The 24,708-nt window shown below is 72.5% G+C and carries 15 protein-coding genes and 1 riboswitch; of the genes, 8 read left to right on the top strand and 7 right to left on the bottom strand.

All coding sequences use genetic code 11. The features are described from left to right. Positions 1–119: 119 nt before the first annotated feature. The 3 genes from KY5_RS19530 to KY5_RS19520 all read left to right on the top strand — a co-directional run bounded on the left by KY5_RS19530 (position 120) and on the right by KY5_RS19520 (position 3,736). The gene (locus tag KY5_RS19530; RefSeq protein WP_098243467.1) at positions 120–1,220 is read left to right on the top strand and encodes a PP2C family protein-serine/threonine phosphatase; all 1,101 of its coding nucleotides are present in this window, start codon (positions 120–122) and stop codon (positions 1,218–1,220) included. 221 nt (positions 1,221–1,441) lie between these two features. Further along, positions 1,442–1,589, top strand: a riboswitch (cyclic di-AMP (ydaO/yuaA leader). 11 nt (positions 1,590–1,600) lie between these two features. Continuing rightward, positions 1,601–2,683, top strand: a complete 1,083-nt coding sequence (locus KY5_RS19525) for a M23 family metallopeptidase (protein ID WP_098243466.1) — start codon at positions 1,601–1,603, stop codon at positions 2,681–2,683. A 108-nt stretch (positions 2,684–2,791) separates the two neighbouring features. Continuing rightward, positions 2,792–3,736 carry an aldo/keto reductase gene (locus tag KY5_RS19520; RefSeq protein WP_098243465.1) on the top strand — a complete coding sequence of 315 codons (945 nt, stop codon included), beginning with the start codon at positions 2,792–2,794 and terminating at the stop codon, positions 3,734–3,736. A gap of 12 nt (positions 3,737–3,748) precedes the next feature. Here the strand turns inward: KY5_RS19520 and KY5_RS19515 are convergent, their stop codons facing one another. From KY5_RS19515 to KY5_RS19500, 4 genes are all read right to left on the bottom strand, one after another. Beyond that, positions 3,749–5,086 (bottom strand): PrsW family intramembrane metalloprotease, encoded by a 1,338-nt coding sequence (locus KY5_RS19515; RefSeq protein WP_098243464.1) that lies wholly within the window; start codon positions 5,084–5,086, stop codon positions 3,749–3,751. Between the two features lie 70 nt (positions 5,087–5,156). Next, positions 5,157–5,969 (bottom strand): tRNA (guanosine(46)-N7)-methyltransferase TrmB, encoded by an 813-nt coding sequence (trmB, locus tag KY5_RS19510; RefSeq protein ID WP_098243463.1) that lies wholly within the window; start codon positions 5,967–5,969, stop codon positions 5,157–5,159. A 158-nt stretch (positions 5,970–6,127) separates the two neighbouring features. Continuing rightward, positions 6,128–7,342 (bottom strand): L-2-hydroxyglutarate oxidase, encoded by a 1,215-nt coding sequence (gene lhgO / locus KY5_RS19505; RefSeq protein WP_098243462.1) that lies wholly within the window; start codon positions 7,340–7,342, stop codon positions 6,128–6,130. Positions 7,343–7,522: 180 nt separating this feature from the next. Continuing rightward, complete coding sequence (locus KY5_RS19500) at positions 7,523–8,959, bottom strand: MFS transporter (protein ID WP_098243461.1); 1,437 nt, start codon at positions 8,957–8,959, stop codon at positions 7,523–7,525. A gap of 788 nt (positions 8,960–9,747) precedes the next feature. Here KY5_RS19500 and KY5_RS19495 point away from each other — a divergent pair. Both KY5_RS19495 and KY5_RS19490 read left to right on the top strand, forming a co-directional pair. Next, the gene (locus KY5_RS19495) at positions 9,748–11,835 is read left to right on the top strand and encodes an asparagine synthase-related protein (RefSeq protein ID WP_098243460.1); all 2,088 of its coding nucleotides are present in this window, start codon (positions 9,748–9,750) and stop codon (positions 11,833–11,835) included. A 253-nt stretch (positions 11,836–12,088) separates the two neighbouring features. Continuing rightward, positions 12,089–15,490: an AfsR/SARP family transcriptional regulator gene (locus tag KY5_RS19490; RefSeq protein WP_234362789.1), complete on the top strand. Its 3,402-nt coding sequence runs from the start codon at positions 12,089–12,091 to the stop codon at positions 15,488–15,490. Positions 15,491–15,512: 22 nt separating this feature from the next. On the opposite strand, the gene KY5_RS19485 is transcribed toward KY5_RS19490, so the two are convergent. Both KY5_RS19485 and KY5_RS19480 read right to left on the bottom strand, forming a co-directional pair. Further along, positions 15,513–17,501: a sigma-70 family RNA polymerase sigma factor gene (locus tag KY5_RS19485; protein WP_098243458.1), complete on the bottom strand. Its 1,989-nt coding sequence runs from the start codon at positions 17,499–17,501 to the stop codon at positions 15,513–15,515. Positions 17,502–17,721: 220 nt separating this feature from the next. Further along, positions 17,722–18,498, bottom strand: a complete 777-nt coding sequence (locus KY5_RS19480; RefSeq protein WP_098243457.1) for a TetR/AcrR family transcriptional regulator — start codon at positions 18,496–18,498, stop codon at positions 17,722–17,724. Positions 18,499–18,871: 373 nt separating this feature from the next. On the opposite strand from KY5_RS19480, the gene KY5_RS19475 reads away from it, so the two are divergent. Together KY5_RS19475 and KY5_RS19470 are read left to right on the top strand one after the other, a co-directional pair. Next, the gene (locus KY5_RS19475) at positions 18,872–20,260 is read left to right on the top strand and encodes an NAD(P)/FAD-dependent oxidoreductase (protein ID WP_098243456.1); all 1,389 of its coding nucleotides are present in this window, start codon (positions 18,872–18,874) and stop codon (positions 20,258–20,260) included. 166 nt (positions 20,261–20,426) lie between these two features. Beyond that, entirely contained in the window at positions 20,427–22,100 is a 1,674-nt protein-coding gene (locus tag KY5_RS19470; RefSeq protein ID WP_098243455.1) for an ATP-binding SpoIIE family protein phosphatase, read from the top strand. Positions 22,101–22,156: 56 nt separating this feature from the next. Here the strand turns inward: KY5_RS19470 and KY5_RS19465 are convergent, their stop codons facing one another. Beyond that, the gene (locus KY5_RS19465; protein ID WP_098243454.1) at positions 22,157–23,422 is read right to left on the bottom strand and encodes an MFS transporter; all 1,266 of its coding nucleotides are present in this window, start codon (positions 23,420–23,422) and stop codon (positions 22,157–22,159) included. A gap of 122 nt (positions 23,423–23,544) precedes the next feature. Between KY5_RS19465 and KY5_RS19460 the strand changes: the two genes are divergently transcribed. Next, positions 23,545–24,093, top strand: coding sequence for a MarR family winged helix-turn-helix transcriptional regulator (locus KY5_RS19460; RefSeq protein WP_098243453.1), 549 nt, complete (start codon positions 23,545–23,547; stop codon positions 24,091–24,093). The last annotated feature ends 615 nt before the right edge of the window (positions 24,094–24,708 follow it).

Raw genomic sequence — 24,708 nt, 5'->3', positions numbered from 1 at the left:
GCGCACAGTCGGCGGGAGAGCGAGCGGTGGGGCAGCGAGGAGGACGTGACGGTGGCCGTGGGGGGAGACGCGCCGACCGGATCGACGACAGCGGCGCCACCGCGCACGAAGGGACCTTCGTGCGGGCACTGCCCGTCCTGCTGCTCGTCGTCGGAGTGGTGTACGACGCGCTGACACCGCCCGAGTTCACCGCGGCGCCCCTGTTCACCGCGGCCCCGCTGATCGCCGCCCCCTTCTACTCGCTGCTCAACACCGTCCTGACCGGCGCGGCGGCGTCGGCCGCCGTCCTGCTCCTGCACTACGGAAACTCGTTCGACAGCACGGTCGAGACGGTCACCGAGCTGATCACCGTGCTGACGGTCGCGGGGCTCGCGGTCGTCATCAACCGCGTGGTGCGCCGGGGCAACGCCAGGCTCGCCACCGCGCGCACCATCGCGGAGGCCACCCAGCGCGCCGTCCTGCCCGAACCGGATCCGCGCATCGGCGGCCTGGACATCGCGGCACGGTACGAGGCCGCGCAGGCCGACGCGTTCATCGGCGGGGACCTCTACGCCGTGCAGGACACCCCGCACGGCGTACGGCTCATCGTCGGCGACGTACGGGGCAAGGGCATGGGCGCGGTCGCGGCCGTCGCCGTGGTCATCGGCGCCTTCCGGGAGGCCGCCGAGCAGGAGGCCACGCTGGAGGCGGTGGCGCAGCGCCTGGAGCGCGCCCTCGCGCGCGAGGGCACCCGGCGCGAAGGGCTCGACGCGTTCGAGGGGTTCACCACCGCAGTCCTCGGCGAGATCCGGCACGGCGAAGGCGTCGTACGCCTGATCAACCGGGGGCACCCGGCCCCGCTGCTGCTGCGCGGGGACGGTCGCCTGCGCGTGCTCGCGGCGACCGAGCCCGCGCTGCCGCTCGGCATGGGAGATCTGGGGGCCTGGCCGGACCGCGCGGACGAGTCGGAGTTCCCGCCGGGCGCGACGCTGCTCTTCTACACGGACGGCCTCTCCGAGGCGCGGGACGCGGCGGGCGTCTTCTACGATCCGGCGGCGCGCCTCGGCGGCCGGATCTTCCCGGGCCTGGACGGCCCGCACGCGCTGCTCGCCACGCTCGTGCAGGAGGTGCGGCGGCACACCGGGGGCGGGGCGACGGACGACATGGCGCTGCTCGCGGTGCGGCGTCCCGTCGTACACCAGGCGGAGGTCACCGACGGGGAGGTCACCGACGGTGAGTGAAGCGCGCCCCTCCGCATAACAACTGACGCACTGTCAAGAGAATGTGAAGTTCCGGTGTGGGCGGTTCCGGGGTCAACTCGCCCCGTTCCTCACCCCCGTGTCCCGTTAAGTACAGGCCAAGGGCGTTAACGATCAGTCGGAACGGCTTGGAATCCGCCCCCGCTGTCTATTAACGTTCGATAACGCAGCGCGGTCGTCCCAGCCGTCACTAGAGGCGGCTCCGTGCGCACGCGCCTAATCCCGCAAGGGAGCCGGGGAACCACCAACTTGGGGTGAATCGGACCTCTGCGCATCCGTGCCAGATGTCCGTAGGAGACCTTCCTGCTCCGAACCCGTCAGCTAACCCGGTAGGCGAGAAGGAAGGAAAGGAGTGCGCCCCAGTGGCGTCCAACCGGCCTGCCCCCCAAGCCCCGTATGTGCCGAATGACGACGACTTCGGTGGATACGACCCGGAGTCCTGGGAAGAGTGGAACCCCACCGAGGAGTCCATCCGTCCCGTCCGCGGCAGGCACCGCGTGCACAAGAAGGGCGGCGGGCTCGCCCGTAGCTCCACCGTTCTCGGCGTCGGCGTCATAGCCGCGGTCGGCGCGGGCGGCATCGCCACCGCGCAGGGCGGCAAGCCGCCGGTCGCCATATCCATGCCCGACCTGCCGGGCGTCGGAGCCGTCGCCGACTCGCTTCCCGACGCCAAGTCCCTGCCGGGCGTGGGCTCCTTGATGTCCGACGACTCGTCGGACTCCTCGGACGCGAGCGCCCGCACCGCCGCCGCGCCGCTCACCGCCGCCGGTGTCAGCACCACCGACGCCGAGCAGGGCACCACCGACGCGGGCGAGGCGCTGCGCAGCCGCATCATGCGGCAGGCCGAGAACCAGCAGCACCAGGCGGACGACGCGGTGCGCGCCGAGGCCGAGCAGGCCGCCGCCGAGAAGGCCGCCGAGGAGGCCGCCGCCCAGCAGAAGGCGGCCGAGAAGGAGGTGGCGGCCAAGGCCGCCGCCAAGAAGAAGAAGGAGGAGGAGGCCCGCAAGGCCAAGGCGGAGGCCGAGCGCCTGGCGAAGCTCGCCAAGAGCTACGTGATCCCCACCTCCTCGTACACGCTGACCTCGCACTTCGGCGACTCCGGATCCATGTGGTCCTCCGGCCACCACACCGGCCTCGACTTCGCGGCGCCGACCGGCACGCCGCTCAAGGCCGTGCACACCGGCACCGTCAAGGAGGCGGGCTGGGCGGGCGCTTACGGCTACCGCACCGTCCTGGAGCTCGAGGACGGCACGGAGATCTGGTACTGCCACCAGTCCTCGCTCAACGTCAGCGCGGGCCAGAAGGTCTCCACCGGCGACGTCATCGGCCGCGTCGGCGCGACCGGCAACGTGACCGGGCCGCACCTCCACATGGAGGTCCACACGCCCGACGGCACCGGGATCGACCCGCTCGGCTGGCTGCAGGGCAAGGGCCTGAACCCCTGACGCACCACCAGAACCCCGGAGGTCCTGGCGACAACCCCCCGACGTCAGGGCCCCGGTTTGGTGGGGCCTACACGGAATTCCGTTTCCCGTGGGCGCGTTGAGCAGCACATGACTTCTCTTCGCACACTCGGCTCCTCCGACCTCGAGGTCTTCCCGCTCTCCCTGGGCGGCAACGTCTTCGGCTGGACCGCCGACAGGACCGCGTCCTTCGCCGTCCTGGACGCCTACGCCGCGGCGGGCGGCAACTTCGTCGACACCGCCGACGCGTACACGGCCTGGGTCGACGGCAACAAGGGCGGCGAGTCCGAGACCCTCATCGGCGAGTGGCTCACCGAGCGCGGCAACCGCTCCGACATCGTCGTGGCCACCAAGGTCGGCGCCCACCCCGACTACAAGGGCCTCTCCGCGACGACCATCAAGGCCGCCGCCGACGCCTCCCTCCAGCGCCTCGGCACCGACTACATCGACCTCTACTACACGCACTTCGACGACGAGTCGGTCCCCGTCGAGGAGATCATCGGAACCCTCGACGAGCTGGTGCGGGCGGGCAAGGTGCGGGCCATCGCCGCCTCGAACATCAGCCCCGAGCGGCTCCAGGAGTCCCTCGACCTCTCCGACCGCGAGGGCCTCGCGCGCTACGTCGCGCTCCAGCCGCACTACAACCTCGTCTCCCGCGACACCTACGAGGGCCCCCTCCAGGAGGTCGCCTCGCGTTCCGGTCTCGCCGCCGTCCCCTACTTCGCGCTCGCCGCGGGCTTCCTCACCGGCAAGTACCGCCCGGGCACCAAGGTCGAGAGCGCGCGCAGCGGACGTGCCGAGGCGTACGTCGGCACCGAGCGCGGCGACCGCGTCCTGACCGCGCTCGACGAGATCGCCCGGACGCACGGCGTCCAGGTCCCCACCGTGGCCCTCGCCTGGCTCGCCGCCCAGCCCACCGTGGCCGCGCCGATCGCCTCCGCGCGCACGCTCGAACAGCTGCCCGCGCTGCTCGCGGTGGCGGACCTGGAGCTGACGGAGGCCGAGCTCGCGGCGCTGACCGCGGCCTCCGCGTAGGGCCGCCGTGCCTCAGGAGCGGTAGGGGTTGTACGCCGGGTGCCCGTACGCCGGATAGGGCCCCTGCTGCCCGTACGGGTACCCGTAGGTGGCGTACGGCATCGGCGGGTGCATCGGCAGGACGACCGGTGCCGTGGCCCGCGCGGCGTACGCGAGCGAGGGCCTGGCGAGTTCGCGCCGCTCCCAGAGCTGTTCGAGCAGCTCCCGCTCCCGTACGACGAAGTCGGCCCCGGCCCGGCCGGACCTGCCCCGGTGCCGCAGGCGCGCGAGCGACGTCGCGTACGCCTCGTACTCCACGACGGCGCGCGCCGCGTCCTTGCCCCAGGTGTACGAGGCGTAGTCGCGGGCCAGGCCGCGGGCGCGCATCGAGCCGAGTGCGAACGGCTCGGGCGGGGTGAGCCAGCCCGCCGCCACGTACACCGGGAGCTCGGCACGGATCGTGCGCAGTTCGCGCTGCCGCGTCCAGATCGCCAGCCAGGTGAGCAGCCCGAACGAGGGCAGCATGAACACCGCGTACACGGTGAAGAAGCCGTACTGCCCGAAGACCGCCGAGCCGTTCCACAGCGCGTGCATGCCCATCGCGAGCAGCAGCCCGGCGGGCGGGAGCAGCACCTTGCGCACCCGCTGGCGGTCGGCGCTGAGCGCGGCGATGCCGAAGCCGATGCCGGTGAAGACGGTGAACAGCGGATGCGCGAAGGGCGACATCACGACGCGTACGAAGAAGGTCGCCGCGGTCACCGATGCCAGGCCGCTCTCGCGGCTGAGCTGGTCGGTGACGAAGGCGTTGCCCAGGTAGAGGATGTTCTCGGTGAACGCGAAGCCGGTCGCGGTGACCCCGGCGATGACGACGCCGTCGACGATGCCGGTGAAGTCCCGTCTGCGGAAGAGGAAGACGAGCAGCACGGCCGCCGCCTTCGCGCTCTCCTCGACGATCGGCGCGATGACGGTCGCGCCCAGGGTGTCCGCGCTGGTGGGGTCGGCGGTGGCGGTGGCGATCCAGCGGATCGCGAAGCTGTTCGCCACGATCGCGATGAGCGCGGCCGCGCAGGCCCCCCAGGAGAAGGAGAAGAGGAGGTTCCGCCAGGGCCCTGGCGCCACCCTGTCCAGCCAGCGGAACGCGCCGACGAGCAGCGGCACGGGGACGACCGCGAGGCCGAGCCCCACCAGGAAGCCCTCGGTGCCGGTCTGCTCCCTGACCAGGGCGAGGATCACCAGGCCCGAGAGGGCGAGCAGCGTGACGAGCGCGCCCACGCGTATCGCGCGCCGCTGCCACCAGTGGGCGCGACGGAGCTCCCCCGGGGCGGGTGCCCCGGCGGGGAGGGATATCGGATACGGAGGACTGGTGGCCACGTCGTTGACCCTAACGAGGGATGCGGGTGGCCGCGACGGTGCCTCGGTCCCGCTCGGCCGCGAGGGTGCCTCAGTCCCGCTCGGCCGCGACCTTGCGGAAGAGCAGGTCGTGGACGACGTGGCCCTTGTCCAGGCCCTGGCCCTCGAAGCGGGTGAGGGGCCGGAAATCGGGCCGTGGCGCGTATCCGCCGTCGGCCTGGGTGTTCTCGAAGTCGGGGTGCTCGGTGAGCACCTCCAGCATCTGCTCGGCGTACTCCTCCCAGTCCGTCGCGCAGTGCAGCAGCGCGCCGGGCTTGAGGGAGGGCGCGGCCAGCGTCAGGAACTCCGGCTGGATCAGGCGGCGCTTGTGGTGGCGGGCCTTGGGCCAGGGGTCGGGGAAGTAGACGCGAAGCCCGTCGAGGGACTCGGGCGGGAGCATCTCGCGGAGCAGGATGATCGCGTCGCCGTTGGCCACCCGGACGTTGCTCAGGCCGCCCCGCTCGGCGAGGCCGAGGAGGTTGCCCTGGCCGGGGGTGTGCACGTCGACGGCGAGGATGCCGGTGTCCGGGTCGTCCCCGGCCATCTGGGCGGTCGCCTCGCCCATGCCGAAGCCGATCTCCAGGACGACGGGCAGGCCGGACGGCGTGCCGTCCTCCGCGGCGAACAGCTCGGCGAGGTCCAGCGTGCGCAGTCCGTCGATGTCCAGGCCCCACTTGGGCCAGAGCCGACGCAGGGCGTCACCCTGACTGGTGGTGACCCGGCTCCGCCGGGGCTGGAAGCTGCGGATCCGCCGCTCGTGGTGCGACCCCGCGGGATCGGGCTGCGGCCCACCGGGAAACCGCGGCGCGGCCTGCGGACGACCGGGCGGCCGGGGGGCTTCGGGGGCATGGGATGAGTCAGACACAGTGAGCCGATTTTACGGTGCCGATGGTGGGGCTTCGCCAGGGACGCGGCGCTGGGGCGCCCCGTAAGGGGCGCGGGGAGCTGCGCGCCCGGCCCCATCGGACCCGCAGGGAAGCCGCCCCGGCCCGCCCCGCAGGGGCACTGCGCAAACCCCGTGAATTACGCCCCCCGCAACGCGACAAGCGCCCGCCGCGCGACTTCCCTCCCGATGGGGAGAGACGCCGTCGCCGCAGGCGAGGGCGCGTTCAGCACGTGCACCGTCCGCGGCCCCTCCCGTATGAGGAAGTCGTCCACCAGCGTCCCGTCCCGCAGCACCGCCTGCGCCCGCACCCCCGCGGGATGCGGCACCAGGTCACCGGGATCGACCGCGGGCAGCAGCCTCCGCACCGCCTCGGTGAACGCGGACTTGGAGAGGGAGCGCCGCAGCTCACCCGCCCCGTACCGCCAGTGGCGGCGGGCTATCTGCCAGGATCCCGGCCACGCCAGGGTCCCGGCGAGTTCACGGGGGTGCACGACCGGCCACCGGTACCCCTCGCGGGCGAGCGCGGGCACCGCGTTCGGCCCCACGTGCACGCCTCCGTCGATGCCCCGGGTGAGGTGTACGCCGAGGAAGGGGAAGGCCGGGTCGGGCACGGGATAGACGAGGCCGCGCACCAGCTCGGGCCTGGTCAGTTCGTAGTACTCCCCCCGGAAGGGCACGATCCGCATCTGCGGGTCGTCGCCCGTGCGGCGCGCGATCTCGTCGCAGTGCAGCCCCGCGCAGTTCACCAGGGCCCTGGCCCGCACCACCGCCCCGTCGGCCGTGCGCACCGCGACACCGAGCTCGGGGCGGCGGTCGATGTGGACGGCCTCACCGCCCGCTCCGTAGCGGATATCGGCCCCGGAGGCGTCGGCCAGGTGCGCGGCCACCGCTCCGTAGTCACAGATCCCGGTCGTGCCGACGTGGATGGCGGCGAGACCGCGGACCTCCGGTTCGTACTCACCGATCTGGGCGGGGCCCAGCTCGCGCACCGGAATGCCGTTCTCCCTGCCGCGCTGGACCAGGGCGTGCAGCCGGGGGAGCTCGGCGCGCTCCGTGGCGACGATCAGCTTGCCGGTGACCTCGTGCGCGATGCCGTACTCCGCGCAGAACTTGATCATCTCGGCGGCGCCGCGCACCGCGTACTTCGCCTTCAGGGAGCCGGGGCGGTAGTAGATCCCGCTGTGGATCACTCCGCTGTTGCGCCCCGTCTGGTGCGTGGCCGGGCCCTGCTCCTTCTCCAGGACGGTCACCCGGGTGCCGGGAGCGGAGCGCGTGAGGGCATACGCCGTCGACAGGCCGACGATCCCGCCGCCGATCACCAGCACATCGCAGTCGTACGCGACCTTCTTCACCGCGCCTCACCTCCCACCACAGATAGTGCCCTGCGCCACTGACATCGCCCTCAAACCTGGGAGACCGGATCCTCTCCGGCCGATCCGCGCGGGTTAACTCGGGCCCACCCCTTCGTTCACGTGCGGGCCGGGTCCGCGCCGGGTGCCCGGGGGAGCTTCCCCGGGCACGGCGGCGGCCCCTCAGGCCGGCGCCATCAGCAACGGCCGCGCCCGCTCGCGCAGTTCCACCACACGCGGCTCGTCCCCGTAGGGCTCCAGGCGGTGCAGCAGGTCCCGCACGTACTCCGTGGTCCGCGCGGAGGAGATCCGCCCGGCGACCTCCAGGGCCCGCGTCCCCTGCTCGCACGCCGCGTCGAGGTTCCCCGACTCCAGCTCGGCGACCGCCGACACCACCAGGCGTAAGCCGTGGGAGCGCACGAACTCCTCCGTGGGCCGGGAGAGCGCCTGCTCGGTGAAGCGGCGCACCTGCCGGGGTGCCTTCAGGTCGCGGTAGCACTCGGCGGCGTCGGCCGCGAAGCGGTCGTAGGAGTAGAAGCCGAGCCAGGACGGGTCGTTGTCGCCGTCGCGGGCCCGCTCCAGCCAGCCCTCCGCGGCCCGCAGCGCGGCACCCGCGGCCTGCGCGTCGTTGGCACGCGCGTGTGCCCGCGCCTCGACGAGCCGGAAGAAGCTCATGGTCCGCGCGGTGGCCAGGCCGCGGTTGCGTTCGAGCGCGGCCTGCGCGAGGTCGACCCCCTCGTCGCCGAAGCCCCGATAGGTGGCCTGGAGGGACATGGAGGCGAGCACGTATCCCCCCAGGGGCACGTCCGCCGCCGCGCGCGCGAGCCGCAGCGCCTGGATGTAGTAGCGCTGGGCGGCTTCCTGCTGGCCCGTGTCGAAGGCCATCCACCCGGCGAGGCGGGTCAGCTCGGCGGACGCCCCGAACAGGGCGCGGCCGACCTCGTCGGAGTACGACCCGAGGAGCAGCGGCGCCGCCTCGACCCGCAGGCACTCGGGGACCATCGACGAACGCCAGTCGCCGCCGCCGTACTTGGAGTCCCAGCGCCGCGCGTCCTCCGCCGCCTCCCGCAGCTTCAGTACGTCACTGTGCCCGACCTTGAGGGGCGCTCCGTTGTCGTCGGGGGGCACGGGGTCCTTGGAGACGTCACGGGCGACCGAGCTGTCGGCAGGCGTTATCAACCAGCGTGAGGCGGGCGTCGCGTACGCGCTCACCGCGAAGGATCCGGCGAGGGACTGCCAGATGCCGCCGCTGCCCGCGCGGCGGCCCGCGAGATCGAGGCGGTAGAGCTCCGTCGCCGACTTCACCGCCGCCCCCACGTCACGCGGGAAGGCGAGGCCCACCTCGGGGGCGGGGTCCGCGTCCGCGAGACCGATCTCGTGCAGCGGCACCGGTCGGCCGAGCTTCTGCCCGATGGCCGCCGCGATCAGATGGGGCGCGGCTCCCTGGGGCACCATGCCCTTGGACACCCAGCGCGCCACCGATGTCTTGTCGTAACGAAGCGTCAACCCGCGTTGAGCGCCCAGGTCGTTGACCCGGCGCGCGAGTCCCGCATTGCTGATTCCCGCGAGGGCGAGAACGGTGCCGAGCTTTTCGTTCGGCCCGCGTTGCTCCCTGGACATGCGCCACCCCTCGACACAGACGGCTGCCGGGCAGTGGCTGGACCGCGCGGCATTCGTGCTGCGTTCCCCCGAAGGCAGCGGCACCCGCGGCCACGCGCACCGTGACGTGAGCCCCGGTCGTCGTGGCCGGAATCCCGGCCGCAAGAGCGTTTGGCCGATCCTCCAGGTATATGCCTCCGCGAAAACATCAGCACACACAGCGTAGTTCGCCGCATCCCAAGCGTTAAGAGGCCCAGTTCCGTATGGCGAGATTGTTGTCCGTACGGAAGTGCGGCGTCGTCACTGCGTGCTCCCGGCGTGTGGCCGTGCGCCTGTGTGTGCGCTCTTCTCCGGCCATGACGGGAGCGCTTCCATTGGCGATGCGTGGGTCGGCCCGCTGCGCTGGAGTCAGTGGGCTGGGGGACACCGCCGCCTCCATCCCCGCGGGCGGCGGACCGGTCCGGGAGGCGAACACCGCCTCCCGGACTGTGTGTTGCCTTCGAACGGTCCCTCCGTGGGCGCATCACAGGCCGATTTGGCCGAAAAGCGCCGGTCGAGAGAAGCGGGCATTTCGCCCATTCGTCAGGGGAGCGCAAGGCGAAGGGTATCGTTCTGCCCTTCAACTACTGCTCGCCCAGGGCGCATTCATCGCCGTGCGAGCGGCCCCGCAGGCCCTCCCGCGCGCCTCCTTCGTGGCAGCATGGGACCCCAGTTCTTCGGCGCACTGTCCGGCGCACTGGTCGTCCCGAACTCCGTCGACACCTTCGCCGGTCCCGTCGACGGTTTGTCCACAGCCTGTGGAGGCAGCGATGCGGTGGTTGGTGGGGTGGAGCAGTACCGCCGCGAGGGCCTCGGTGGTGGGCTCGGCCGGAGCCACCGGAGAGAACGGCGAGACCGTGCACCCGGTGGGCTCCCAACTCCTGTGGGGCGACCCCGATCCGCTCTGGGCGGTCGGCGACTGGCGCGCCGACGAGGTGCGGACCGTGACGGCCGACGAACAGACCCGGATCGCGGTGCTCGGCACCTGCGGCGCATCCGACGAGGAGCTCCGGGTGGGCCTGTTCGCCGCGCGCGGCGGCGCCCTGCGGCACCTGACCGCGTGGTCCGGCAGCTACACCGCGGTCGTCCAGGTCGGCCGCCGCATGATGATCGCCGGTGATCTCGCGGGCGCCCGCCCGGTGTTCTACACCCCGTGGGCGGACGGCACGGCCTACGCGACCGCCGCACTGCCCCTCGCGGACCTCATCGAGGCCCACCTGGACATCGGGCACCTGGCGGCCCTGCTCGCCGCCCCCGACGTCCCCGAGGCGCTGCACGACTCGACGCCCTACCAGGGCGTGCGGCGCGTGCCCCCGGGGCACGCGCTGATCCTGCGCGCGGGCGCACGGGAGGTCGCCGGATACGAGGCCGTCGCCTCGCTCGCCGTCGCCGCCCCCTCGGCCGACGCCGACAGCGCGGTGGACGGCGTGCGCGACGCCCTCGTGGAGGCCGTGCGCGCCCGGCTCACCGCGCCGCGCCACGTGCCCGGCATGGACGTCGACCCCGGCCCGGTGCCCGGCATGGGCCCCGCGGAGCGGCGCGCGGCCCGCGGCATGCCGGTGCCCGGCATCGGAGCCGACCTCTCCGGAGGACCAGCCTCGGGAACCCTCGCCCTTCTTGCGGCCGGTCTGCCCGGCATGCCCGGCACGGTGCTCGGCCACGGCACGGGCGCGGGGGAGCGGCTCCTCGCCGTCACCTTCAACGACCTGGCCGTCAACGGCCGCGAGGCCGAACTGGAACGCGCGGGCGCCATCGCCGCCAACCCCCGGCTGCACCACGTGGTGGTCGCCGCTGGCGAGGACGCCCTGCCGTACGCCGACCTGGACGGGCCCCTGACGGACGAGCCGAGCGCCACCCTGGTGAGCGCCCAGCGCCATCGCGCCCGGCTCTCCTCGGGCAGCGCGGACCACTTCACGGGCTACGGGGCCCGGCAGGTGCTCGACGCCCATCCGGCCCGCCTCGCCGACCTCCTGATGGACCGCAAGCGCCGCCATCTGGTCCGCCCCGTGGCCGCGTTGGCGAAGGCCGACGGCTCGGTGATGGTCCCCGCGCGCGTGTACGGCGCGGCCCGCAAGCTCGCCAGGATGCCGCACCGCGCGGGCGTCGAGTCGCTCGCCGACCGCCTTCTGCAACGGCGCTTCGACGAACCGGGGGGAGCCGTGGGGGCCTCGCTCGCCGCCCTCGCCTGGGCCAGACCGGGACCCGCCGCGCGCTGGCTGACCGGCGAGGCCCTCGCTGAAGTATCGGTTCGCCTCCAGGACACCCGGATGCGGCCCGGCGGCAACCCGGGACAGCGCCCCGGCGACTTCCGCGCGCGGGCGGCCCTCGCCCGGCACGCCGCGGACCTCCGCATCCTGGAACAGGCCGCCGAGGTCCGCTTCCAGCGCCTGCACGCGCCCTTCCTGGACAACCAGGTGGTCCGCGCCTGCCGCGCGCTCCCCGAGGCCCTGCGCGTCCAGCCCGGAGCCCGCGCCGCGATCCTGCGTACGGTCCTCGAAGGCGCCGGAGTCGCCGATCTGCCGCCCGGCTGGGGCGCCCCGTCCCACGCGTCGAACGCGGCCGCGGCCCGCACCGGGCTGCGCATGGCGGTGGACGACCTGATCGCCCTCTTCGACACCCCGCTCCTCGCCCAGGCGGGACTGGTCGAGGCCCGGGTCGTCCGCAAGGCCCTGCGCTCGGCGGCCGAGGGCGAGCCTCTGCCGCTCGACGGCCTCGCCGACCTCGTCTCCACGGAACTGTGGCTGCGCCGGCTCCTGTCGCGAAGAGGAACGTGCTGGACGGGGACTCCAGCACGGCAACGGGCGGTTCCTACGGGGACCGTGGTTCCGCAACGAGGGGCCCTGGGGGCCGGGCGCTGAGGGCGGGCCCTAGGCCCTGTCGTCACACTCCCGTCTGCCCGCGACGTCTGGCACGCACGCTCGCGGCGTTGCCGGAATGCCCGAGCAGGCCCACTACGAGGACATCCCGGCGCCTTGCGATCGCACGCACCAGACGCCGCGGGGCCGCCCTTCGGGCGACGACGGGAGTGTGACGACAGGGCCCAGGAGCCCGCGCCACCCGGCAGAAGGGAAACCCCGCGCCCCGGGGCACCGCTCCAGGGAGAATGGGCCGGTGCGGTACGGAATCCTGGGCGCCACCGAGGCGTATGACGAGCAAGGCACCCCCCTGTCGGTGGGCGGCCCGCGGCTGCGCGCCCTGCTGGCCGCCCTCGCGATGCGTGCCGACCGGACGAGCGCCGTGGACGCGCTCATCGACGAGGTCTGGGCCGACACCGACGACCCACCGGCCGACGCCCCCGCCGCCCTGCAAGCCCTGGTCGGCCGGTTGCGCCGCGCCCTCGGCAGGGACGCCGTCGCCTCGGAACCCGGCGGCTACCGGCTCGTCGTCGCCCCCGACGACGTCGACCTGCACCGGTTCGAGCGCCTCGCGCGCGAGGGCGGGGCGCTGCTCGACCGAGGGGAGCCGGAGAGCGCCGCGCGCCTCCTGCGCGCGGGTCTCGCCCTGTGGCGCGGGCCCGCGCTCGCCGACCTGCCCGACCGTTCCGCCGCCACCCGCCCCGAGGCCAGGCGCGCCGAGGCCGTCCGCGCGCGGATCGAGGCGGACCTGTTGCTCGGGCACGCCCCCGACGTCGTACCGGAGTTGCGGGAACTGACCACCGCCCATCCGTACGACGAGCCGCTGCACGCCCTCCTGATCCGCGCCCTGCGCGACGCCGGACGCGGAGCCGACGCGCTCGCCGCCTACGAGGAGGTACGCCGCACGCTCGCCGACGGGCTCGGGGCCGATCCGGGGGCGGAACTGCGGGCGTTGCACGGGGAGTTGTTGCGGCTGCCGGAGGGGGACGGAGCGGGGCGGGCCGCGCGCCCCGGGCGGCCCGAGCAGCGCGAGTGGCGGGAGAGCCCGGATGGCCGGGAACGCCGGGACCACTCGGACCACTCGGACCACTCGGATCACCTGGAGGGGTCCGAGCGACGCGAGCGCCCCGGCCGGTCGGAACGGTCCGGGCGCCCCGGCCCGGCGGAACGGCCGGAGCGCCACGAACGCCCCGAACGCCCCGCGTGGAACGGGAACATCCGCACCCGCTTGACGTCTTTCGTCGGCCGGGAACCCGAGCTCGACGCCATCCGTTCCGACATGCACAGGGCCCGCCTCGTCACCCTCACCGGACCGGGTGGCTCCGGCAAGACCCGCCTCGCCGAGGAAGCCGCCGCCGGGCATCCGAAGGCATGGCTGGCCGAGCTCGCCCCGCTCGACCACCCCGAGGCGGTGCCAGGCGCCGTCGTCAGCGCGCTCGGTCTGCGCGAGACCGTTCTGATGACCAGCGAGCTGGCCGCCCCGCAGGACGACCCGGTCGCCCTGCTCGTCGAGTACTGCGCCCCGCGCAGCCTGCTCCTGATCCTTGACAACTGCGAACACGTGATCGGCGCGGCGGCCGAGCTAGCCGAGACCCTCCTCACCCGCTGCCCGGACCTCACCATCGTCGCCACCAGCCGTGAACCCCTGGGCGTACCGGGCGAGTCCGTGCGCCCCGTCGAGCCGCTGCCGCCCGACCCTGCGCACCGGCTGTTCACCGAGCGGGCCGCCGCGGTGCGGCCGGGCTTCGACCTCGCGCAGGACGCCGAGGCCGTCGCCGAGATCTGCCGCCGTCTGGACGGTCTGCCGCTCGCCATCGAACTGGCCGCGGCCAGGCTGCGGATGCTCACCCCGCGCCAGATCGCCGACCGCCTCGACGACCGCTTCCGGCTGCTCACCAGCGGCGCCCGCACGGTGCTGCCCCGCCAGCAGACCCTGCGGGCCGTCGTCGACTGGTCCTGGGACCTGCTCGGGGAGGCCGAGCGCACGGTGCTGCGCGAGGTGTCCGTCTTCGCGGGCGGCTGGGACCTGGAGGCCGCCGACGAGGTCTGCACGGGCCCGGCCACCGACCTGATCGGCGCGCTCGTCGACAAGTCCCTGATCGTCGCCACCCCCTCGGACGAGGCAGAGGGCGACGGCATGCGGTACCGCATGCTGGAGACCATCCACGAGTACGCGAGCGAGCGCGCGGCCGAGACCCCCGAGCTGCTCGCCGCCGCACAGGCCCGCCACCGCGCGTACTTCGGCGGGCTCGTCGCCAAGGCCGAGGCCCAGCTCAGGTCCGCGGCGCAACTGCCGTGGATCCAGCGCCTGGAGACCGAGCTCGACAACATCCGCGCGGCCCTCCAGCGGGGCCTCGACGCCGGGGCGGTGGGGGAGACCATCCAACTCGCCCTGAACACCGCCTGGTTCTGGTGGCTGCGCAACTACCGCAGGGAGGGCGCCGACTGGCTGTCCCGCCTCCTGCGCCTCGCCCCGCAGGTCACCGCCCTGCCCGAGGACGATCCGCTCTACTGGCCGTGGATGCAGGCGCGGCTCCTCCACCTGTTCCTGGTGGAGGAGTCCAGGATGTCGGGATCGATCCTCACCGAGGGCGCGGAGCGGATGGAGTACGTGGCGCAGGTGCGCCGCGCCTTCGACAGGGAGGGCCCCGAGTCCGCCCGCTTCCCCGGTCTGATCTGGCCGTTCACCATCTTCTTCACCGGCGGCCTGCCCAAGGACGCCCGACCCGCCCTGGACCGCTCGATCGCCAACTGCCGGACGTACGGCGGCGACTGGGAGCTCAGCGTCGTCCTGATGTTCCGTACGCACATGGCCGTCGACACCCCGGGCCACCTCTCGGGCGTCGACGAGGACCTCGAAGAGCTCAGGACGCTGAGCCGCCGGGCGGGCGACCGCTGGCTGCGCGCGCAGGTCAGCAGCGCGAGGGGCGAGGCCGCGTTGGCCCGCAGTCACTACGAGGAGGCGCGTGCCGCCTTCGAGGAAGCACTGCGGCTCGCCTACGAAGTGGGTGCCTTCGCGGAGACGTCCTTCCTGATGGCCAGGCTCGCCGAACTCACCTACTACGAGGGCAGCTCCGCCATGGCGTCGAAGATGCTGGACGAGGCGACCGCCGAGGCCGACCGCTACGGAGTGGCGGACTCACGCGCCTTCGTACGGATGCTGCGGGCGATGATGGCACTGGACGAGGGCGACCCCACGCTCGCCCGCGAGCTGTGCGCGGAGTCCCGCCACGAGGCCGGGATCGGCTCCCCGCCACCGCAGGTCACCGCGGTCCTGAGCGGCCTCGAAGCGCAGGTCGTCGCCCTCAGCGAAGGCCCGGACGAGGGGCTGCCGATCCTGGTGGACGCCCTGCGGGCCGCCGTGGACACGCAGTGCTCCGAGGTGGTCGTGGCGTCCCTGGTGGACACCGCCGCCAGACTCCTGAGCGAGCTCGGCGACCACGTGCGCGCGGTGCGCGTGCTGGCCGTCGCCACCCGGCTGCGGGCGGGCTACCGACGCCCGGCGCGGGCCGCGGCCGACGCGAAGCAGATCGAGGTGGCGGCCCGCGCCGCCCTCGGCGCCCGACGGTACGAGGCCGAGGCGGCCACGGGCGCCACGCTCACGACCGAGGACGTCCGCGCGGAACTGATCGCGTCGACGGCCACGGACGCGGGCTGACGTCTCACGCGACCCGGGCGGCTCAGGTGCAGCGCAGCCGGGACTGCGCCCAGTCCGCGAGCGCCACCGAGTCGAAGGGCGTGTGCGGCTCGACGACGAGCCGGACCGTCTTGCGCCCGGTCAGGTTCACCTGCACGGGCACCGCGGGATCGCCGCCCTTCATCAGCGGCGACTGCCACATCCGCGCGCCGTCCGCGTACACCGAGAAGCGCACCTGACCGAGCCCCATCGTCATGTCGTCGACACCGACGAGCGCGTCGTACGTCGAGCAGCTGCGGTTCAGGTCGATCGTCACGGAGGACTCGCCGTGCACGGTCACCCCGTGCCCGTACTCCTTGTCGGCGATCGACAGACCCCAGCGCTGCCACACCCAGCTGCTCTCGCCGAGCCGCATCTCGGGCTTGGTGCCGTCACCGAACGCGCCGTACCCCAGCTCGTTCCACTGGTAGACCTTCGGCGCCGGAGTGGGGGTCGGGGTCGGCGTCGGAGTCGGGGTGGGCTTCGGCGGGGTCGGCTTGGGCTTGGGCGGGGGCGGCGGCTTCGGCTTGGGCTTCTCCTTCGCGGGAGGCTTCGGCTTCGGCGTGGGGGTGGGCGTGGGCTTCGGGGTCGGCTCGGGCGCGCGCGGCGGCGGTGGCGGCTTGGGCTTCGGCTCCGGGGACGGCGGCTTCTGCGGCACGATCGACTCGGAGACCGCGGGCTCCTTGGCCTTCGGCGGCGGATCCGCCTTGGGCTTGCCACCGCCACCGGTCAGCGCGATCGCCGCGGCGACCCCGGCCGCCACGACGACGCTCGCCGCGATGCCCGCCTTCGCCGGGGCCCCGAGGCCCTCGGACGCGGCGGCACCACCGCTCGCCGCCCCTCCGGACGACGACCCGCTCGCCGCGGCCGCGGCCCCGGCCGCACCGGCGCTCACCGTGCCGCCGCCGATGAGCGCGGCCACCTTCGCGTACCCGGCGGCACCGAACCAGCCGATGACCGCGATCGGGACGACCGCCGGGATGCCGCTGGCGACTTCCTTGATCTGGCCCGCCGCGAGGCGGCACTTGGCGCACTCCTCCAAGTGCTTGCGCAGGCCGCGCTCGGCTCGGGTGCGCAGGCCGCCGCGGGCGTAGGCGCCGAGCCGGTCGGCGTAGCGCGCGCACTCCTCGCTCTCGGTGAGCGTGGTGCTCACGTGCGCCTGCAGATAGGCCTGCTTGAGGCCCTCGCGGGCCCGGCTCGCGAGCACCCGCGTGCCGTTCGCGTCCAGGCCGAAGAGCGTGGCGACCTCGCTCGGGGACTCGTCCTCGATCTCCGTGTGCCACAGCACGGCCTGCCAGCGCTCCGGCAGGCTCCGGAACGCCTGCATGGCCATGGACTGCTCGGCCTCGTGCATCGCGCGGACGTCCGCGCCCAGGTCCAGCGTGTCGTCGTCGGAGACCTCGGCGCCGCGGGCCGCCTGCGCGGCGAACACCGCGAAGTCGTCGACCAGGTGCTCGCGCTTGGCCGATTTCGTCCACCCGGCGGCGACGCGCCTGACCGTGGTCAGCAGATAGGCGCGCACCGCGTGCTCGGGCCCGCTGCCGCCGCGCACCGCCTGCAGCATGCGGGCGAAGACCTCGGCGGTGAGGTCGTCGGCGGTGTGCGCGTCACGGCAGCAGGTGCGGGCGTACCGCCGGACGGCCTCGGCGTGCCTGCGGTACAGCTCCTCGTACGCCGAGTCGTCGCCCGCGCGCATGCCCGCGATCAAGTCGGCGTCGGGAAGTGGCGTTTCACCGCCTGCGGGCGGCAGCACTCCCGCGCCGCCCTCCCGCTGCGAGGGCACGCTCGGATCGGCCTCCGCCGCCGGGTCCGCGGGGCCCGTCGAACCCGCGGAGGCACCGGCACCGGCCGGATGCGCCGCGCCGTCGCCGGGCGGCCCGCCCTGGCTCGGCACCTGCCGGGAGGGCAGCCCGCCGGTCTCCGTGCCGCCGCTTCCCGCGGGGGCCTCCTCGCCGAAACCTGCGGACGGCTCGTCCCGACCGTCAACACTCATCGCGGAACGCCCCCGGTTGCACACTCAGACCCGACCACCGGGAAAGAGTGCCACACGGCCGCGCTCAGACCGACAGCGATGACGGGCAACCACCCGTCCGGGGCGACTTCCCGTAATCGAGCACTACCGTTCACCCATTCGGGGAAGGCTCAACAGTCGCTGCGATCACTGGAGTTGAGCCTCCACCGCATGGAGCGAGCGGACAGGCGAACCGATCCGGCTACGCGGGCCGCGAGCGCAGCCCTTCGAGCAGGATGTCGAGCAGCCGCGAAGAGGCCGCCGCCTGCTGTGCCGCGTCCGGCAGCGAGGGCGCCGCCGTCGCTATCACGAGGAGCACGTCCGACACCGTCACGTCCGGACGCAGTTCGCCCGCGGCGCGGGCCCGGTCCACGAGGCGTCCGACGACGTCGAGCAGCGTCGCCGCCCCCGCGTCGTCACTCATGGCCGCGATCGTCGACTCCTCGACGGGCGCCTGGCGCTGTTCGATCAGACGCAGCTCGGGAGAGTCGGGGACCGACTGCCGCTGCTGCGGCACCCGCGCCTCGTCCTCCTGAGGGGCGCCCTCCTCGACGCCCACCCGCAGCACCTGCGGCGGCAGCAGCCTGCCCGCCCCCGATGCCACGGACGTCCGCAGGAAGCGCGAGAGCGCCGACCACGGCTCGTCCTCCTGTCCGAGCGCCGCACGCGCCTGGTCGGTCAGCCGGGAGGTCTCCTCCTCGGCTATGCGCCGGACCAGCACGTCCTTGCTCGGGAAGCGTCGGTAGACAGTGCCGACGCCGACCCGCGCGCGACGCGCGACGTCTTCCATCGGCGCGCCGTACCCCAGCTCGCCGAAGACCTCGCGTGCCGCCCGAAGTACATGTTCGAGATTGCGCTGTGCGTCGACACGCAGTGGCGTCGTGCGCGCTCCTTCCCCCATGTCACGTCCGTTCCCGCTCGGGCCGACGGCTGATGCCGATGCGGCAGCGGAAGTCCAGTGGGTCTCCTGAATGTGCATACACGTTCCCCCGGTAATGACGTCTCCCCCCGGAGACACTCCCCGCCATTGGCTACCGGCGTGTGAGGAGCGAACCCTTCCGCGAGCCCGAATTCTCGGCTCGACGAGTGCATCCCCCGACACCCCGACGTCACACGAACATAGTTGAGCCAGAGTCAATTCAGAAGAGGCGGGTTCCGCACAGGGTTCCCCCCGATCGGAGTACGCACCTTTTCAGGCCGTATCGCACCCCACCCCCGTACCCCCTCTCCACGCGCTGACCTGCATACCTTTCCCGAGCCGCGACGGGCCCGCGACCGCCCGCCACGCGCCGCCTCCGGTCACACAAATTGCCGGGCCTGTGGACAAACTCGGGAGCCGGGTGCGTCATGGGATGGTGAAGGCTGCGATCTCCCGGGGGACGACCCCCGCATCCCCGGACCCTGTGCGCGTCCTCGTCGTCGGCGGCGGCTACGTCGGCATGTACACCGCGCTGCGCCTCCAGCGGAAGCTGAAGGCGGAGCTCAAGCGGGGTGAGGTCGAGATCGTCATGGTCACGCCCGATCCGTACATGACCTATCAGCCGTTCCTGCCCGAGGCGGCCGCCGGATCCATCTCGCCGCGCCACGTCGTCGTCCCGCTGCGCCGCGTCCTCGACAAGTGCCGCATCGTCATCGGCGAGATCCGCTCGGTCGACCACGCCAAGCGCACCGCGTCCTTCACCACGCTCGCCACCGACGAGGAGGGCACGGGAGCCGTCGACATCGCCTACGACGAGATCGTCATGGCGCCCGGCTCCATCGCGCGCACCCTGCCCATCCCCGGACTCGCCGAGTACGCCATCGGCTTCAAGACCGTCGAAGAGGCCATCGGGCTGCGCAACCACGTCATCGAACAGATGGACATCGCCTCCTCGACCCGCGACCCCGCTGTCCGCGACGCCGCCCTGACCTTCGTCTTCGTGGGCGGCGGCTACGCGGGCGTCGAGGCGCTCGGCGAGCTGGAGGACATGGCCCGCTACGCCTCGCGGTACTACCACAACGTCAAGGCCGAGGACATGAAGTGGATCCTCGTCGAGGCATCGGGCCGGATCCTGCCCGAGGTCGGCGAGGAGATGGGCAAGTACACCGTGGGCGAGCTGCGACGGCGCAATATCGACGTACGCCTGGAGACCCGCCTCGACTCGTGCGAGGACCGGGTCGCGGTGCTCAGCGACGGCGCGCGCTTCCCGACCAGGACCGTCGTGTGGACCGCGGGCGTCAAACCGCACCCCGTCCTCGCCGCCTCCGGACTGCCGCTGAACGAACGCGGCCGACTCAAGTGCACCGCACAGCTGACCGTCGAGGGCACCACGCACGCGTGGGGCGCGGGAGACGCGGCCGCCGTCCCCGACGTCACCGCCCCCGGCAAGGAGTGCGCGCCCAACGCCCAGCACGCGGTACGCCAGGCCAAGGTCCTCGGCGACAACATCACCGCGGCACTGCGCGAGCAGCCCCTCCAGGAGTACACGCACGCATACGTCGGCTCCGTGGCGTCATTGGGACTGCACAAAGGTGTCGCGCACGTCTACGGACGCAAGCTGAAGGGCTACCCTGCCTGGTTCATGCACCGCGTCTACCACTTGAGCAGAGTGCCGACCATCAACCGCAAGTCCCGTGTGCTCGCCGAATGGACCCTGTCCGGCCTGTTCAAACGCGAGATCGTCTCCCTGGGGTCGCTCGAACATCCCCGTGCGGAGTTCGAACTCGCGGCCGGGGGCAAGCGCCCGAAGGAGTCCTCCTGACCGGAGTCAGGAACTGCCCGCACAGGACCGGCGTCTGACGGATGTCAGTCCGGTCGGCCAGACTGTTCGTGTGACCATGGGCGGGCCGTCAGGCCGACACCGGGGCCGTTCGCCCCTCGACATGCTGTGTTTCCGATCCAGAAGCGACACCACGAGGCCTACCGCAGTGAACTTCACGCGCTGGAGCGCCCGGCTCCCCGGAACGCAGCGCCGCGCAGCAGCGCGGACCGAACAGGGGACCTCCCCGGCACCGCGGGGCGAGAGCTCCGTCCCGGCGGCCCGCGTCGAGCGGCCCGCCGAAGGACCGGATCCGCTGCCCGTCGGCGAGATCGACGAACTGCCCGCGCGCGAGGTCCTCGACCACATCCCGGCCCTCGTCGCTCTCGTGCACGGCGCCGACCACCGCATCGCGTACGTCAACGACGCGTACGTCGCCGCCTTCGGCCCCCGCCCCGTGGGCGAGCCCGCGCGCGCCGCCCTGCCCGAGCTCGACGAACTGGGCCTGCTGCCCCTCCTCGACCAGGTCCTGCGCAGCTCCAAGCCACGCACCGTCAAGTCCCGCAGGACGTCCGGCGGCCGGTCGTACACCTTTACGTGCACCCCCGTGACGCTGCCGCTCGGCGGCTCGGCGGCGGGCCCCGAAGAGGGTGGCGGCGTCCTGGTGTTCGCCGCCGACGTCACCGACCACGCCGAGGCCGCCGAGCGCCTGCGCACCAGCGAGCGCGCCCAGCGCGAGACGGCCGTCACCCTCCAGAAGTCCCTGCTGCCCCAGGAGCTGGAGCAGCCCGACGACCTCCGCATCGCCGCCACCTACCAGCCCGGCGGCACCGAGGCCGCGGTCGGCGGCGACTGGTACGACGTGATCACCCTCGGCGGCGGCCGCACCGCCCTCGTCATCGGCGACGTGATGGGCCGCGGCGTGCGCGCGGCGGCCGTCATGGGCCAGCTCCGCACAGCAGTGCGCGCCTACGCCCGCCTCGACCTGCCCCCGCACGAGGTCCTCCAGCTCCTGGACGGCCTCGCCGCCGAGATCGACGCGAGCCAGATCGCCACCTGCGTCTACGCGGTGCACGACCCGAACGAAGGAAGCCTCGTCTACGCGTCCGCGGGGCACCTGCCGATCCTCGTACGCGACGAGAACGGCGTGATCCACCGCGCCGAAGAGCCCACGGGACCCCCGCTCGGCACGGGCGGCTGGATGCACACATCCGGGTCCGTGCCGCTGAGCCCCGGCTCGACGGCGGTCCTCTACACGGACGGCCTGGTGGAGCGGCGCAGCGAGGACATCGACGAGGGAGTGGCCTCCCTGGAGCGCGCGCTCGCCGGTGCGACCGGCACGCCCCAGGTGGTGTGCGACCGGCTGATCCGCGCCCTGGGCGTGACGGCCGACCACGACGACGACGTCGCCGTCCTGGTCCTCCAGCACCCCGCCCGCACCGGCTCCGACGCCGAGCTCTTCCGCAACGCGGCCCTCGAACTGCTCGGCGGCGTGGAAGCCGCCCCACGCGCGCGTGCCTTCGCCACGGGCGTCCTGGCCAGCTGGCGCTTCTCGCCCGAGCTGCACGACCTGGGCGTCCTCGCGGCCAGCGAACTGGTCGCCAACTCCCTCCAGCACGGCACCCCGCCGATGCGCCTCCGCCTGCGCCGCACCGACCGCCGCCTGATCATCGAGGTCACCGACGGCGACGACCACCTGCCGCGCCGCCGCCGCGCCGAACCGGCCGACGAGGCGGGCCGGGGCATCGCCATCGTCGCCACGATCGCCTCCAGCTGGGGCTCGCGCCGCACACCGGGCGGCGGCAAGGCCGTCTGGTGCGAATTCGCCCTCCCACGCGCGTAGGCCCCGGTTCGGGGAACCGGGGCCTACGGAGAGGTGCGTTTTCGGGGACGGCCCGCTCAGGAGCCGGCGGTGACCGGCTCGGGGGCGCCCTGCGCCACGACCCGGCTGCTCTCCTTGTACGGGTGGTTCTGCGCGGGCGTCAGCTGCCGGCCGAGCCGCAGCGCGAGCACGGTCATGCCCAGCGAGAACAGCAGGAACATCACGATGTACGGAGCGTGCAGCGTGGCACCCATCGGCCCGCCCACGGCCGGTCCCACCGCGAGGGCCAACTGCTTGACCAGGGCGAAGGCCGAGTTGTAGCGCCCGACCATCGACTCAGGAGCCAGATCGGCGACCAGCGGCGCGACGGTCGGCGCGAGCATCGTCTCGCCGAGCCCGAACAGGGCGTACGTCGAGATGAACGCGGCGGTGGCCATGGCCTGGCTGCCGTGCCCCATCCCCGCGTACCCGGCGGCGATCCACGCCACGGCCCAGATGAGGCCCACGGACGCGATGACCTGGGAGCGCTTGCGCCGCTCGACGAACCGCAGGACCGCGAACTGCGCGATCACGATGGCGCCGGTGTTCGCGGCGAGGGCGATGCCGAGCGTCGAGGGCGAGATGCCCGCGGCCTCCACGCCGTACGCCGAGAGACCCGACTCGAACTGTCCGTAGCAGGCGAAGAAGACCACGAAGCCCAGGACGCACAGCTGGAGCATGACGCGGTTGCGGAAGACGTCCCGCATGCTGCCCCGCGCCTGCGGGGTGGCGTCGGCGATCCGTGCCGAGCGGGGGATGCGCGCGGTCAGCATCACGGCGATGAGGATCAGGAAGATGACCGTCTCGATGGCGAAGAGCAGCGTGAAGTCGCCGGGCCGCTCGTGCTTCACGATCTGGCCGCCGATGAGACCGCCGACGCCGAGGCCCAGGTTCTGCAGGAAGAACTGGGTGGCGAACGCGCGCGTCCGGGTGGCCGGGGTGGAGCACTCCACGATCATCGTGGCGAGCGCGGGCTGCATCACGGCCTGACCGGCTCCGAGCAGCCCTGCCGAGGCGAGGACGAACTCGGGGCTGCTGGAGAGCCCGAGGCTCATGGCACCCACGGCGGCGGTGAACAGCGCGACGATCAGTACGGGCAGCGGCCCCCGTCGGTCGATGGCCCGACCGGAGAACGGCAGCACGATCAGCGCGGCCACGGCGAAGGCGGCCAGCACGAGGCCCGCCGTCACCGCACCCAGATCCCGCACCTGCGCCACGTAGACGTACAGGAAGGGGACGGTAAAGCCGAGACCGAACGCACTCAGTGCGTTGCCCACGTGGATCCGGCGCATCTGCGCGCCCATCGCCCTGGTCACTTTCACCTGCCTTAGGAGTTAGAAGTGAAGACTTCGAAGCTAAAGTTAGGATCTAAACAGTACACACTGAAGGACTTCAATGCCAAGTGGGGGCGTGCCATACTCGGCCCATGGGTGACACCCCCGGCCCGAGTGAGCCGACACTTGAAGAGCAGATCGCCGCGTACCAACGGGAGTTCCAGGACCTCGACCCCCAGGTCGAGGAGATCGTCTCGGCCCTCGGCCGGCTGAACCGCCGCATGAACGTCGCCTACGGCCGCCAGACCGCGACGCTCGGCATCAGCAACGCCGAGTGGGAGGTCCTCAAGGCCCTGGTGCTCTCCGGAGCCCCCTACCAAATGGGACCCGGGGAACTGGCCAAGCGCCTCGGCCTCACCCCGGCGGCCATGACCCACCGCATCGACCGCATGGTCGGGGAGGGCCTCGTCACCAGGGACCGCGACGAGTCCAACCGCGTCCGTGTGATCGTCGAGCTGACGGCGGAGGGCCGCGAGAAGTGGCTGGAGGCGATGCGCCTCGCCACGGTCTTCGAGGAGGACCTCCTCCAGGACCTGTCCCAGGACGAGCGCGGTGTCCTCGGGGAAGTACTGACCCGCCTCCTCCGCCGGGTCGAGGACGCCCAGCCGGATGCCGGCGGCCGCCTCAACGACCTGGACTGAACGACCCGGCCCGAGGGCCCGCGGCCGGTCCACGACCGGCCGCGAAACCGTCCACCTGCGAAGGTTGACAGCCACCTGCCCGATCCGTAAGGTTCTTCGGGTTGCCACAGAGCCGTAACGGTTCTGCGACAGCACCTCCCGCCGCTGTTGAGCGGCAAACCAAACTCAGCACAACCTCCCAACGGAACGCATTCGGCATGCCCGAATTCAATTCCAAGACTCGATTATGAGTCGCCGGGAAAACCCGCTAGAGTTTGAGACGTCGGAACGGCCCAACAGCCGGGAAGACAACCCCACTTCGACTGGGAATCGGGCCCGAAAGGATCTGATAGAGTCGGAACCGCCGGAAAGGGAAACGCGAAAGCCGAAAGGCTGGAGCGGGAACCGGAAAGGCACCGAGGAAGTCGGACACGAAAGAGTCTGATAGAGTCGGAAACGCAAGAACGAAGAACAAAAAGAAACACCGAAGGGAAGCGCCCGGAGGAAAGCCCGAGAGGGTGAGTACAAAGGAAGCGTCCGTTCCTTGAGAACTCAACAGCGTGCCAAAAGTCAACGCCAGATATGTTGATACCCCGACTCACTTCGGTGAGTTGAGGTTCCTTTGAAAAAGTCCTG

The organism is Streptomyces formicae (genome assembly GCF_002556545.1).
Classification (GTDB): Bacteria; Actinomycetota; Actinomycetes; order Streptomycetales; family Streptomycetaceae; genus Streptomyces; species Streptomyces formicae_A.
The sequence above is the reverse complement of the archived record's forward strand: the minus strand, read 5'-3'. Positions and strand labels throughout refer to the sequence as shown.